This is a genomic window from Lacticaseibacillus thailandensis DSM 22698 = JCM 13996, assembly GCF_001312865.1.
GTDB lineage: Bacteria > Bacillota > Bacilli > Lactobacillales > Lactobacillaceae > Lacticaseibacillus > Lacticaseibacillus thailandensis.
In genome coordinates this window covers 1-13,536 of record NZ_BBER01000003.1, presented here as the reverse complement: position 1 = coordinate 13,536, position 13,536 = coordinate 1, and the positions used below count along the sequence as shown (strand labels likewise).

At 53.6% G+C, this 13,536-nt stretch carries 10 protein-coding genes and 3 pseudogenes; 9 read left to right on the top strand and 4 right to left on the bottom strand.

The window, feature by feature from the left end; all coding sequences use genetic code 11:
- Positions 1–49 precede the first annotated feature (49 nt).
- Both pepF and JCM13996_RS05270 read left to right on the top strand, forming a co-directional pair.
- A pseudogene (gene pepF / locus JCM13996_RS05275) lies at positions 50–1,845 on the top strand (oligoendopeptidase F).
- 33 nt (positions 1,846–1,878) lie between these two features.
- Positions 1,879–2,751 (top strand): NAD(P)-dependent oxidoreductase, encoded by an 873-nt coding sequence (locus JCM13996_RS05270; RefSeq protein WP_054750239.1) that lies wholly within the window; start codon positions 1,879–1,881, stop codon positions 2,749–2,751.
- A 77-nt stretch (positions 2,752–2,828) separates the two neighbouring features.
- Here JCM13996_RS05270 and JCM13996_RS05265 read toward each other — a convergent pair whose 3' ends face one another.
- Both JCM13996_RS05265 and JCM13996_RS05260 read right to left on the bottom strand, forming a co-directional pair.
- Entirely contained in the window at positions 2,829–3,179 is a 351-nt protein-coding gene (locus JCM13996_RS05265) for a hypothetical protein (RefSeq protein ID WP_054750238.1), read from the bottom strand.
- Between the two features lie 159 nt (positions 3,180–3,338).
- Positions 3,339–4,198: pseudogene (locus JCM13996_RS05260) on the bottom strand (aldo/keto reductase).
- Between the two features lie 308 nt (positions 4,199–4,506).
- Between JCM13996_RS05260 and JCM13996_RS05255 the strand changes: the two are divergent.
- Positions 4,507–5,472: an LCP family protein gene (locus tag JCM13996_RS05255; protein WP_054750236.1), complete on the top strand. Its 966-nt coding sequence runs from the start codon at positions 4,507–4,509 to the stop codon at positions 5,470–5,472.
- Positions 5,418–5,696 carry a hypothetical protein gene (locus JCM13996_RS05250; protein ID WP_054750234.1) on the top strand — a complete coding sequence of 93 codons (279 nt, stop codon included), beginning with the start codon at positions 5,418–5,420 and terminating at the stop codon, positions 5,694–5,696. Before JCM13996_RS05255 ends, JCM13996_RS05250 begins: the two co-directional genes overlap by 55 nt.
- A gap of 372 nt (positions 5,697–6,068) precedes the next feature.
- Here JCM13996_RS05250 and JCM13996_RS10435 read toward each other — a convergent pair whose 3' ends face one another.
- Positions 6,069–6,779 (bottom strand): LysM peptidoglycan-binding domain-containing protein, encoded by a 711-nt coding sequence (locus tag JCM13996_RS10435; RefSeq protein WP_082383858.1) that lies wholly within the window; start codon positions 6,777–6,779, stop codon positions 6,069–6,071.
- A 419-nt stretch (positions 6,780–7,198) separates the two neighbouring features.
- Between JCM13996_RS10435 and JCM13996_RS05240 the strand changes: the two genes are divergently transcribed.
- The 4 genes and pseudogenes from JCM13996_RS05240 (at position 7,199) to dsdA (ending at position 10,227) form a co-directional block, all read left to right on the top strand.
- On the top strand, positions 7,199–7,618 hold the full coding sequence (locus JCM13996_RS05240) for a glycosyltransferase family 2 protein (protein WP_054750232.1): 420 nt from the start codon (positions 7,199–7,201) through the stop codon (positions 7,616–7,618).
- The gene (locus JCM13996_RS05235; RefSeq protein ID WP_054750230.1) at positions 7,585–7,983 is read left to right on the top strand and encodes a hypothetical protein; all 399 of its coding nucleotides are present in this window, start codon (positions 7,585–7,587) and stop codon (positions 7,981–7,983) included. Before JCM13996_RS05240 ends, JCM13996_RS05235 begins: the two co-directional genes overlap by 34 nt.
- A gap of 12 nt (positions 7,984–7,995) precedes the next feature.
- A complete protein-coding gene (locus tag JCM13996_RS05230; protein ID WP_054750228.1) occupies positions 7,996–8,775 on the top strand; it encodes a DUF975 family protein in 780 nt (259 codons plus the stop codon).
- 148 nt (positions 8,776–8,923) lie between these two features.
- Positions 8,924–10,227: pseudogene (dsdA, locus tag JCM13996_RS05225) on the top strand (D-serine ammonia-lyase).
- Between the two features lie 464 nt (positions 10,228–10,691).
- On the opposite strand, the gene lepB reads toward dsdA, so the two are convergent.
- Positions 10,692–11,336 carry a signal peptidase I gene (gene lepB, locus JCM13996_RS05220; protein WP_054750226.1) on the bottom strand — a complete coding sequence of 215 codons (645 nt, stop codon included), beginning with the start codon at positions 11,334–11,336 and terminating at the stop codon, positions 10,692–10,694.
- Positions 11,337–11,499: 163 nt separating this feature from the next.
- On the opposite strand from lepB, the gene JCM13996_RS05215 reads away from it, so the two are divergent.
- Positions 11,500–13,044, top strand: a complete 1,545-nt coding sequence (locus JCM13996_RS05215; protein ID WP_054750224.1) for an ABC-F family ATP-binding cassette domain-containing protein — start codon at positions 11,500–11,502, stop codon at positions 13,042–13,044.
- The last annotated feature ends 492 nt before the right edge of the window (positions 13,045–13,536 follow it).

Sequence of the window (13,536 nt, the reverse complement as noted above, 5' to 3'; positions counted from 1 at the left end):
GGGAACTGTGCTAACATATGGTCAAAAGCTCCACGAAAGGGTGTTGATTATGACCGTTACCTTACCGACCCGCGACGAGGTGCCCACGGACCTGACCTGGGATCTCACCAGCGTGTTCGCTGACGACGATGCTTGGGAAGCAGAGTATGCCGCCGTGCAGAAACTCGTGCCGACCCTTAAGCAACTGCAAGGAACCCTCGGCAGGGCCCAACGCAATTGGCTGCGGGTATCGCCCAGATTCTGGCCGCGTTCCGCCGGCTGGAGAAGTTGTACGTGTACGCGTCCATGAAGAGCGACCAGGATACTGGCAACAGTCAGTACCTAGGCTACAAGGCGCGTGCGGACAATTTAGCCACCACCTTTGCTAGCGCTACTGCTACATGAACCCAGAAATTTTGGCAATCTCTGCCGATACGTTGGCTGACTGGGTGGCACATAACGCTGACCTCCACCACGACCAACATTTTTTTGGACAACATTACCGCGGAGCGTGACCACGTGCTGGATGCAGCGACCGAGGGACTCTTAGCCGCAGCCGGTGACGCGCTGGATGGCACCACCAACACCTTTAACGTGTTGAACAACTCCGACATCGACTTTGGCATGGTCCAAAATGACGATGGTGACTTTGTGGAATTGAACCACAGCCTTTACGATGAGTTGATTCACAGCACCAACCGCGATGTACGGCAGGGCGCGTTTGAGTCGTTGTACGCGACCTATGACTCCCTGCGTAACACCTTTGCGTCGACGCTGACGGGCAAAGTCAAGGCGGACAACTTCCGCGCGCAGGCGCACAAATATCCAAGCGCACGCGTCGCCGCGATGAGCCACAACCACATTCCGGAAGCCGTGTTCACGACGTTGGTGGAGCAAGTCAACGCCCACCTACCGCTGTTGCACCGGTACGTGGCGTTGCGCAAGCGCGTGTTGGGGTTGGCGGAGTTGCACAGCTACGACCTGTACACGCCACTGACCGGAGAGCCGGCTCTCAGTTACACCGTGCCCGCGGCCAAAGTCGAAGCGGAACGGGCCCTCAGCGTCCTGGGCGATGATTACGTGACCCATGTCCGCGACATTTACGACCACCGCATGGTCGACTTTGCCGCTAACCGTAACAAGCAGTCCGGTGCCTACTCGGGTGGCGCGTATGACACCAACCCGTTTATCCTGATGAGCTGGCACGATTCGTTGGATTCGCTCTACACGCTGGTACATGAGACCGGGCACTCGGTTCACAGTTGGTACTCACGGCACAATCAAGACTACATGTATGGCGATTATCCCATCTTCGTGGCGGAAATTGCGTCGACGACTAACGAAAACCTGTTGACGGACTACTTGCTGGCACACAACGAGGATCCGCAGGTACGCGCCTTCCTACTCAATTACTATCTGGACGGGTTCAAGGGCACCGTTTTCCGGCAGGCGCAGTTTGCGGAGTTTGAGGACTGGATGCACCAGGCTGACCAGGCGGGGACCCCGTTAACGGCGGATGCACTCTCCGATAAGTATGCGGCGATCAACGCCAAGTATTATGGTGACACGCTGGTCGCCGACCCGGAGATCAGCCTCGAATGGGCCCGGATTCCGCACTTTTACTACGACTACTATGTTTATCAATATGCGACCGGCTTTGCGGCCGCAACCACGTTGGCGCAGGGCATCACAGCCGGTAATGACGGGGCGGTAACGCATTACTTGGGTTTCCTCAAGAGTGGGTCCACGCAGTACCCGATTGAGACGATGCGCGCTGCGGGCGTGGATATGACCAAGCCGGATTACCTGGAAGGGGCCTTTAACGTCTTCGCTGACCGGCTGGACGCGTTGGAACAGTTATTGTAATTGAACGGGTACCAGTAAAGGAGTAGTAATAATATGCAGAAAATTGGTTTTATTGGCACGGGTGTGATGGGCACTGGCATCATCAATAACTTGCTTAAAGCTGGGTATGACGTGACGGTGTACAACCGCACTAAAGCCCACGCCCAGCCGGTGATGGATAACGGCGCTCACTGGGCAGATTCGCCCGCCGAAGTAGCGGCTGCCACTGACATCACCATCAGTATGGTGGGCTTTCCCCAGGATGTCGAAAACATCTACTTTGGTGATGAGGGGATTCTTGCGGGAGCTACTACGGGACAGTTGGTGGTGGATATGACTACCAGTACGCCGACGTTGGCGCGCAAGATCGCCGCGGCGGCAAGCGCCCGTGGTGTGATTGCGGTGGATGCGCCAGTTTCTGGTGGTGATGTGGGGGCCAAGAACGGGACGTTGACCGTGATGGTTGGCGGCGACCCGGCTGTCATGGACACCCTGAAGCCCATCTTTGACGTCATTGCCGGTTCTGTGCACCGCTTTGGGGATGCCGGGATGGGCCAGCACGCCAAGATAGCTAACCAGATCATGATTGCCGGCACGATGACCGGACTGACCGAAATGTTGGTTTACGCCCGGGCCACCGGGCTCAACCTCGATGACGTGTTGGCCACGGTTGGTGCCGGTTCGGCGGCTAACTGGAGCCTCACGAATTACGGTCCCCGGGTGCTCAAAGGCGACTACACCCCCGGCTTCTTTGCAAAGCACTTCCTCAAGGATCTGCGTATTGCGCTGGATGAAGCCGATAAGCTTGGCCTGGATCTGCCGGCGACCAAGACCGCTAAGCAGCTGTACGCGCAGCTCGTGGACGCGGGACACGGTAACGACGGGACGCAGGCGTTAGTCAAGCTGTACGCGGCGTGGACTAAGTAGCCAACACCACGCAAGACATTAAAATAGACCCAACGTGCACACCATCGTGTGAGCACGTTGGGTCTATTTAATTGTTACTAGTTTGTCTGTTTCAAATTGTCCGGCAAGTCGTTTGCCGCACTGAAGTCAATGGAGATGGTCTTCGGGTGGTCCTTCACGATAAGAATGTAGGCGTGGCCGAGAAACGGCTTGTCACCTTTGTACGTGATGGGGAATTCTTGTGCTGGCGCAGCGTTGCCCTGAATCATCATGGCGTAGAGTTCATCGTCGGTAAAGTCGTCAGAAAAGATGATGGCGACGGGGGCGACGACGATTTGGTGCGCCTTGACCATTAAGTTCACCACCTGGAAAATTTGGTCGGTGACTTCTTGAGGGAAGACTTGCGCAACCGCGTCAGACACGCGGTGCTTTTTGGTGGGTTCAAACATGGTTATCCTCCTGTAAGTTTGCTGCTGTCAGTGTAGCACAAGTAGGGTGCTATTGCGCGCGTGCGCGCTGGCCCGTAGTGTAGCGGGCACCAGCAGTGAGGTGCGTGCCACCAAAAAAGCTTGCGTTGTCAGGCGCAAGCTTGGGTACGGATTAACAATCTAGAAGCCAACCGTGTCGGGGTCCTGAGCCAACCCGGCAACACCATGAAGTCCGTCGATGAGTTCCATGTCGTGGTGGGACAGCTCGAAGTCAAACAGCTGGGCGTTTTCTTGAATCCGTTCAGCGTGGACGGACTTTGGCAGTGGTAGGAAGTCGTGCTGGAGGCTCCAGCGCAGAACCAGCTGAGCCACACTCTTGCCGTAGCGTTTAGCCATCTTTTGCAGTTCAGGGATGCCGAAGATCTTCCCCGTGCCGAGTGGGCTGTATGCTTCGTTGAGGATACCGTTCTCGGTATCAAACTTGGTGACCTCTTCCTGCATATCGCTAGGGTTCAGGAATGACTGGTTCACCATCGGCTTAGTGTTGGCGGTCTTGAACAGTTCCTGAAGGTGCTTGACCCGCATGTTAGAAACCCCAATGGCGCGGGCCTTCCCGGATTTCAGAATTTCTTCCATGCGCGCCAGGTTTCGGCGTTGGTTTCCTGCCAGTGGTCACGGAAGGCTTTCGGGTTGCCCCAGTGGATCAAGTATAGGTCCACATAATCAGTGCCCAGTTTACGCAAAGACGTGTCGATTGCCTTCAGCGTGTTGTCGTAACCACGGTCGGAGTTCCACAGCTTAGTGGTCAAGAAGATGTCGTGACGGTCAACGCCACTGGCTTTGAGCCCCTCGCCGACACTCTCTTCATTACCATAAATGGCGGCGGTGTCAATGTGACGGTAGCCAGCGTCCAACGCCGCCTTGACGGAATCTCGTGCGACTTCGCCACTAGGCGTTTGCCAGGTGCCAAAACCGACGATTGGGATTTTGACCCCGTTACTGAGCGTGTACGTGTCAGTGAGTTTCGTTAAGTGAGCCATTGTGCTTCCTCCTTATTATTTATCAGTACTAACAATACTTTAGCACAATATTTTCGCGTGGGGGTAAATTATGCCATTTTGTGTAATCGCTGCCAATACTAACAACACGCACTTGGTGGGGTTCGGTGGTCGTTGTTGGACCCGTGGTAATAAGGCAAATAGGTTACAGAGTTGACACAGTTTCCCTAAAAAAAGCGTAAACGTGGCGTTGACGCGGTGGGTGGCTTGATGGCGTATGGTATAATTCTTTCGACTAATGGCGCGCGTTGAAGTGGCCATTACGGTAAAACCATTAGAGGGGTACATACATGGATTCACGTTCGCAAGGCAGTAAGCAGGTTAGACGGGCTCCGCATCACCCGGTGTGGCGCTTTTTAATATTTGCCATCCTTGGCATTTTGTTCTTGGTGGCGGCCTATGGCTTCCGTTTCTTTGCCGAGACCAAGACGGCAATCAACGGTACGTACTCCAACGTCACCCAGACCAGCGCTAAAGCTAACAGCAAGCTGATCAAGGAAGAAAAGCCAATTTCAATTTTGCTCCTCGGTACCGATACCGGGGCTTTGGGCCGTGGCGCTAGTTGGGGTAAGGGGAATAGTGATTCCATTGAAGTGGTCACGATCAACCCCAAGAAGCACAAGACCACAATTACTAGTATCCCACGAGACACGCTGGCGAAGATTTCCGGCACGGGCGATGTGGCCAAAATCAATTCGGCTTACGCTAGTGGTGGTGAGGAGTCAACACTCAAAACCGTCCAGAAACTATTGAACATCAAAATTAACTACTATATTACCGTGAACATGAACGGGCTAAAGAAAATTGTTAACGCGGTAGGTGGTGTTGATGTCACCGTACCGTTTAGCTGGAGTGACCCGAGTCATGACGGCGGGACCTTCACTAAGGGCAAGGCGCACCTTAACGGGACCCGGGCTCTGCAGTTTGCCCGGATGCGGTACGAGGATCCCAAGGGTGATTACGGGCGGCAGCAGCGGCAACAACAGGTGATCAAAGCCATTGTGAAGTCCCTGTTGTCCGCCAAGACACTGACCTCGTACGAAAGCGTGCTGAGTTCACTCAAGGGTAGCCTGAAGATGAACCTAACTTTTGACGACCTGATTACCATGCGCAGAATTCGGATTACCGTAAAGCTGCCAGCAACATCAAGAAGTACACGTTGCAGGGCAATGATGCAACTATCGACGGAGCATCGTACCAGGTGGCTTCGACGTCAGCACTACAGAAGACGAGCAACCGCATTCGTAAGCAGTTAGGCAAGTCGCAGGAAACGCTGAGTAACTTTAACACGCGGCTGAACGCAATCAACTCATCCTTCTTTAACGGTACGACCACGACGTATTACACTAGTTCGTCTAGTGCAGCGTATGGTACTGGTGCTGCGGAGAGCACCACCGATAGTACGACTGCAACGAATGGTACGGACACTAGCCCCTATGGGGGTACCAGTAGTTACTATGGTGGCAGTACTGGCTACTAATCAGGATGGCTCACGAATGGCTTCTTGCCGAACGTAACGTGAATATTAATGAAAACAACGGGTCCGCTTCCTGCAATTGTTAGGAGGCGGACCCGTTTGTGTCTGGGCAAAGGTGTTGTCTAGGGGCAACAGGTAGTGTGACACCATGTGGGTGAGGTGACGGTAGTGCCTGGTTGGATCGTGCGGCCGCGCCAGAATGGCCCGCGTCCACTAATTTTATCGCCCTTGTCTGTCAGTGAGTATCAAACCTCGGTCGGGGAGCGGTAGTAAATATCATTGTACCGTCAGGGGGTGCCCGGCGGGGTGCAACCACAACAAAAAAACCAGCCGGCAATGGTGCCCGGCTGGTGCAGTAATCATGTTTAGTTTGAATTAACCGACGACTTCAACGGTGGCGCTCAGTACACCGGCCGATGGGACCTGATCGTTCGGCATGGCGACGTCCAACTGGCGGCTGTTGCTGTTAGCGAATGAACCCGTATCGTTAACCACGCGGTACCAAACCGTCCCGTCAGACAGGGTGATCTTCAGGTGCGTACCCTTAGGAAAGACGGAGAGGTTGGCCGCTACGCCACCATAACCCATGTTAGAACCCAGTACGGCTGGGTCATAGAAGGTCAGATTGAACGTGCCGTAACTCTTACCACTAGTGGTAGTAGTGGTGGTCGTCGTGGTGTTGCTGGTAGTGCTCGTGTTCTGGGCACTGGCTTGTTGTTGCTGCTGAGCGGCTTGGGCCTTAGCAGCAGCATCCGCGGCGGCCTTCGCCTTGGCGGCAGCAGCGGCTTTAGCTTGTGCTTCCGCCTTAGCCTTGGCTGCTGCTTCGGCCTGAAGCTGCTTTTCAGCCTCATTGTACTTGTTGGTCCCCGGGGTGATCTTGTTACCCTTTTCGGGAATCTTCAAAGTTGAACCACTGGCCAGTGTCAATTTGTTTAAATGAATGTGGTTGGCCTTGGCAATATCGTCAAGACTAACACCGTATTGTTCGCTCAATGTTTCGAGGGTGTCCCCAGTCTGTACTTTGACCTGTACATCCTGCTGTGCGTTACTCGACGCATCAACGATCGTACTGGACTGTGCAAACATTGCCCCTGGGATAATGGCCAATGCCGCTGTCACTACCCACTTCATATACGCAACTTTAATAACTATTCACTCCTAATATTCTCTGTCAGTGGCAAACCACTGCTTCTCAACAAGGAGCAGTATACGGCCCGTTCATGTCATACTAATACCAGTTACATTACAAAAGGCACTTTTTCCGCAACGTTGTAACACAGGCGTAATATAACGGGTGTACTCTTTGAAATTTGACGCAAATTTGAATATTTTGGGATGGCCACGTCAAAAACACGGGCTTGATTGTTACAGATGCCCACTTACACGGTAATATAGCCACAAAAATGGGCCGACATTTTAGCAGTGATATTATTCGACAAATTTTATTAAGGTAGGCGTAGTGCGTTGGGGCATATATAATGGAATGTATGAAAGGAGTGGCTACTGTGACACCATTGGTTTCAGTAATTGTCACCGTGCACAACCTGGCGCGGTACCTCCCCCGGGTACTCACCGCCTTGCGGCACCAAAGCTACCATGCCCTGGAAATTTTATTGGTGGATGACGGTTCGCACGATGATTCACCCGCGCTCTTGCAGCGTGCAGCTGCGCGTGATGACCGGATGCGGGTGCTCCACCTAACGCCAGCTGGCGGGGTGTCGGCGGCCCGCAATGCGGGGTTGGCCCACGTCCAGGGCGACTACGTCATCTTTGTGGATGGGGACGATTGGATGGGCCGCGATTACGTGCGCCACTTTGTTGACGGTGCCACGGTTAATGATGCCGACGTGGTCACCAACCCTACATCGTCCAGCGTGGCGGTGCGGAGACGGTGGTTGGTCACGGCCAACTACCACGAACACTGACGCGTGATGAATTCATGGCCGGGGTGCTGGCACCCGCAGGTCCCATTCGTGGGTACCTATGGAACAAAATGTTTCGGCGCCGGGTGATCACTCGCCACCAGTTGCGGTTTAATGAGGATTTAGACGCCATGGAAGACGAATTGTTCACGGTGCGGTATGCTATACACGCGGAACGCTTCTACTTTGGCGCTCACCCTGACTACCGCTACGGCGTGCGGTCGGGATCACTAACGACGAGTAATGACACGTTGAGTTTGTTGAGCCAGCAATTGTCGGCCATGCGCGCGATTAAACACACCATCGCGGGTACGCGGCGCCGGCGGCATCGGCGGTGGCGGACGACACGGTCATTAGAAAAGGGCTAATGGTGCTATTTAATGAATGATAGTTTATTTATGACTCGGGCAGAGATGAAAGCACGTGCCAAGGAACGGCTCAGCCATCCGGGAGTGCGGCTCAAGTTGGCGTTGGCGTTGCTACTGCCCGTAGTGATCATGTTGGCAATTAACCTGCTCATTGGGATCGAGTTTGGCCAGGTGTCGGCGCACTTGGCGACGTTAAGCAACGCCGACTTTGTTACCACGGTGCAGAACCTGAGCGCTAATGCCGAGAAAAAGAGTTTGTTTGGCGGCCTGGTCACCTTCTACTTCTTCACGGGGGTGAGCCTGACCGCACTGGACGTGGTGCGAAATCCGGACCGGCGACTACGCGTCTTTGACATCATGTTCAAACTGTTCAGCGGGACGTACTTCTTCAGCATGTTGCTGATGTACATTTTGGTCACGCTGATTGTTAGCGTGGGGACGGCGTTCTTCTACGTGCCCGGGATCATCTTTACCCTCGGCCTGCGGTTGGCGTACTACTTGCTCTACGATGCGCGGCAGCGGGGGGATCACCGCGGTGTATTTACGCTGATGGGTGACTCCTGGCGATTAATGCATGGGTACAAAGCCGACCTGCTGGTGCTCTACATTTCGTTTATTCCGTGGTACCTGTTGTCGATCGTTACGCTGGGTATCGCGGACCTGTACGTAACGCCGTACATCCAGACCACAGTGGCGGTATTTTACGAACAGGTACGGGCGCGGTACGCGATGGACCATCCAGACAGTGACGCGGCGGACGGGCCCCGCGCAGGCCGTGGCGACCAAAATTAATTAATATATACTGATAACCATGCGTGAGGCCTTGCAGAAAGGGCCACCTTTATTGCAAAATGGGCGATGTGTGAGTTGAATCAGGGGCCATCAGGGTGTACTGGTGGCTCATTGTACTTTAATTGGGGAAAGAGAAGGACTAGACACAATGGATGTTAAGAAGTTAATTGCGCAGTACCCAATCGTGGCTGACCTAGCTGCGGAAAGGGAGACGTTGTGGGTCAACCCGGACTACGGCGAGGACGCCAAGCTACCTTTGACCAAGGAGGACCTCTTTGACGCTGAGGCCCGTTACCACCGTTTTGGCCCGTACATGGCGGTAGCCTTTCCGGAGACCGCTGCGACCGACGGGATCCTGGAATCGCCGCTATACCGGATTCGCAAGATGCAGGAGCACGTTACCCAGCGTGAAGGGTACAGTTTGCCGGGGAACCTCTACCTGAAGGCCGATAACGAACTACCCATTTCGGGGTCGATCAAATCGCGTGGGGGGATCTACGAAGTATTAAAGATTGCCGAACGGGTGGCGATGCAGCACGATATGTTGTCGTACGCCGACAACTACGCCAAGCTGAACCAACCGGAATTCCGTGAGCTGTTTAGTCATTACGGCATCGCCGTGGGCTCGACGGGTAACCTTGGTTTATCCATCGGGATCGTGGCGGCCAAGCTAGGTTTCAAGGCGACGGTGCACATGTCGCGTGACGCCAAGCAGTGGAAGAAGGACGTGTTACGCAGCAAAGGCGTTAACGTGGTCGAGTATGATGGCAGCTTCTCCAAGGCCATTACGACCGGACGCCAGCTAGCGGAGGCGGACCCGTCCGTCTTCTTTATCGATGACGAGGGCAGCACCGACTCTTCCTTGGGTACGGGGTTGCAGCTATTCGCTTGCAAAAGCAACTGCACGACCAGGGCATCCCGGTCGATGAGGACCACCCGTTGTTTGTTTACTTGCCAGCCGGCGTTGGTGGTTCACCTGGTGGGACTACCTTTGGTCTGAAGACTATTCTCGGGCCCAACGTCCACGCAATCTTTGCTGAACCGACCCACGTGCCGTCCGTCGTTTTGGGGATGGCCACCGGTTTGAACGAAAAGATCTCGGTTTACGATATCGGTCTGGATGGACTGACTGAAGCCGATGGTCTGGCGGTTGGCCGGCCATCACGTCTTGCCGGCCACGTGCTGCGGACCATTCTGCAGGGCATTGCCACCTTTGACGATGACCGCGTACTGGCCTACACGGCCGAAATGATGGATACTCAGCAGATGCAGTTGGAACCGAGTGCTACGGCGGGCTTTGCAGCTTTGCGTCAGGCGCAACCGTACCTGACGCAGCACTACCCAATGGCGAACGCCAGTCACATTGTGTGGTCAACGGGTGGAATGCTGATGCCTGCCAGTGAACACGAACGCAACTACAAGTTGGGTAAGGCGATTCTGGACCGCAAGTAATTAATTATTCAATCGACATTAAAAAGGACCCGGGCAAGCAGCTTGATATGGCTGCTTGCCCGGGTCTTTTTGTGCTCATGCCTTTACCCGCGGGGCTCCACGCTCCCAAACGAGTTGCGCCACCCAGAAAGCTGCCGCATAAATAAACCCGCACAGGAAACCAAGTGCAGGTTTCCTATCCGGGTTCACTTATGCTCTCGCTTCCTAAGCGGGCGGTTTCACTCTCTCAAACGAGTTACGCCCCGCAAAAGCTACCGCGTAAAGCACCTGCCCCAAAAGGCCAACCCCGGGCCTTTTCGCCCAGGTGCCTTACGCTCACGCTTTTACCCGCGGGGCTCCACTCTCTCAAACGAGTTGCGTCGCCCAGAAAGCTGCCGCATAAATAAACCCGCACAGGAAACCAAGTGCAGGTTTCCTATCCGGGTTCACTTATGCTCTCGCTTTCTAAGCGGCTACTTCACTCTCTAATAAAACTTAAACTTGCTCATTGGCCAGTACCGCATTACGACCACCGACTGGATCTGGCTCCGCTTGAGGAAACCGAACGCCCGGCCGTCGTGCGAGATAATCCGGTTGTCCCCCATCACGAAGTACTCACCCTTTGGTACCTTGGTGCGGTGGGTACTCTTGAGGGTCTTGAGGGAGAAGTCGTACGTGAACTTCACTTTGCTGGCGTCGAGGCCTTCTTGTGCCGCAATTGCCTTGATTTCCTTACGCATAAACTTTTTGTGCAAGTATGGTTGCTTGACTAACTTACCATTGATATACAGCTTGTCGTTCTTGCTTTGAACGGTATCGCCCGGCATGCCAATGACCCGCTTAATGTACAGTTCCGGTTTGCCGGTCGCTTTGTCGGTTGCATCGGGCGCGTACACCACGACGATATCGTTGCGCTTGATCTGCTTGTGCCGTAGTGAGATGAGCCGGTCATTTTGCTGCAAGCCCGGTTCCATGGAGGACCCCTGAACTTCGTCTTTGCTGATCACGAACGTCATGAGTAACTGCGTGATGATAAAGACAGCGGCAAAGAGGACGACTAACTCAAGTACCCAGCGCCAGGTACTACCACCCTTTTTTTTCTGTTGGTTCCAAACTTTTGGCCTCCACATATTTAATACCTAATTTTAGCATATTATAACGCCCATGCGTGGTTCCGTGCGCGAGCGTGAAAATTGACGCGCCTCGTCGACTGTGGTAGCGTGAGTCGTTGAGTTGTACGGCGGGCGCTTACTAGGTAGCGCCCCTTTATATAGAAAAAAAGAGGTTTTCCAGGTGAGTATTTTAACGGTAACGGGGCTTTCCCAGCAGTTCGTGGACAAGCAGTTGTACACGGACGCAAACTTTCAGGTTAATAAGGAAGACCACCTTGGCGTGGTTGGTCAGAACGGTGCGGGGAAGAGTACCCTTATCAAGATTCTAACGGGGCAGGTTACCCCTGACGCCGGGAAAATCGTCTGGCAAAAGCACCTCCACGTGGGGTACTTGGATCAGTACGCCAACTTGGAACCCGGCCAGACCATCATGGCGTTTTTGCAAACGGCATTTGCAGATTTGTACGCCAAGGCCGATAAGGTCAACCAAATTTATGCCGATTATGCGACTAATCCAGACGATGAGTTGCTGTCCAAAGCTGGTACCTTGCAGCAAGAACTGGAAGCGGCGGATTTCTATAACTTGGACACCCGAATTGAAACGGTGGCCAGTGGGTTAGGGCTGACCGCACTAGGGTTAGACCATCCGGTGGACCAGTTGTCAGGAGGCCAACGCTCTAAGATCATCCTGGCTAAACTCTTGTTGGAAGAGCCCGACATGTTACTGCTGGACGAACCGACCAACTACCTCGATAAGTCACATATCGAATGGTTATCGGATTGGCTCCAGGAGTTCGCGGGTGCTTTTATCGTGATTTCGCATGACTTTGACTTCCTGGAACAGGTGACTAATGCCATCCTGGATATTGAGTTTGCCACGATTACCAAGTACACGGGTAGCCTGCACCAGGCGATGCGGCAGAAGGAAGCCAACAAGGAAACTTATATGAAGGCTTTTAACAAGCAGCAGGCACAAATACAAAAGACGGAGGCGTACATCCGGCGGTTTAAGGCCGGCACGCGTAGCAAGTCCGCCAAGAGTCGGGAGAAGCAGTTGGCGCACATGGAGCGGTTAACGCCACCAGGTAACCGGGCCAAGGCCAAAATTGTATTTCCCTTCATTGAACAAAACAGCCAGGTACTCCTGGACGTCACTGACCTCAGTGTGGGGTACGATCAACCGTTGCTCCAGCCGATGAACTTTACGCTGAGTCATGATGAAGTCATGGCCCTAGAAGGTTTCAACGGTGTAGGGAAGTCGACTTTGCTCAAGACGGTGCTGGGGAAGCTGCCAGCACTAGGCGGTACGGTCGAGATGGCACAAAACGTCGTGGTGGGTTACTTTGAGCAGGAATTGCGGTGGGACGTACCGAAGCAAACGCCCCTGCAGTTCATGATGGCCAAATATCCAGCTGCAACTCAGCGTACTTTACGTCAGGTGCTGAGCCGCACGGCGTTGACACGGGAGAATGTCGACCAACCATTGACGCTGCTGTCAGGGGGGGAACAGTCCAAAGTGAAGTTGGCTGACCTGATGATGCAGACGACTAACTTACTCGTGATGGATGAACCGACCAACCATTTGGATGACGACACTAAGGCTGCTTTGCGGCAAGCATTGATCGAGTATCCGGGTGCGGTCATCCTTGTATCACATGAGGAAGGGTTCTACGATGACTCCTGGGTTGACCGACGGGTAAACATTGCGGACTTACGCGTTAAATAGAATGATAATGGGACCACGCGATGGTGTATATGCCATCAACGTGGTCCCTATTTGTTTTTGTAGGGGCAGTTGCGGCTGGTATGTGGTTGGGGCGAATACTGTTGCGGGGGGCTTGGAACTGTATGGTATTGGTGCAGACAATGTCAGTTAGGCAGTCCAATGTTGTTTTGTTACAGCAAACGGTTGACGGGGACCCTGGTTTTAGGGATAATGGTTCTCGTGCTCTTCGGAGGACAGAACCAACGGACGCGGATGCCCACTAATTACTATTAATATTGGTAATGGTTACCCGCCGAAGAAAATTTCATTTTTTTATCCAAAAGTTCTGGACTTTGTTAGTACCGATTGATATACTGATTGGGTTGTGTCGGGGCAGTGATAATTAATTGCTGCACACCACGACATGATTATGAAAAAAAGTTATTGACATTGGTTGCCAATGACGGTATCATATAAGAGTTGCCTGGTTGATACGTCAACTGCACGGCAACT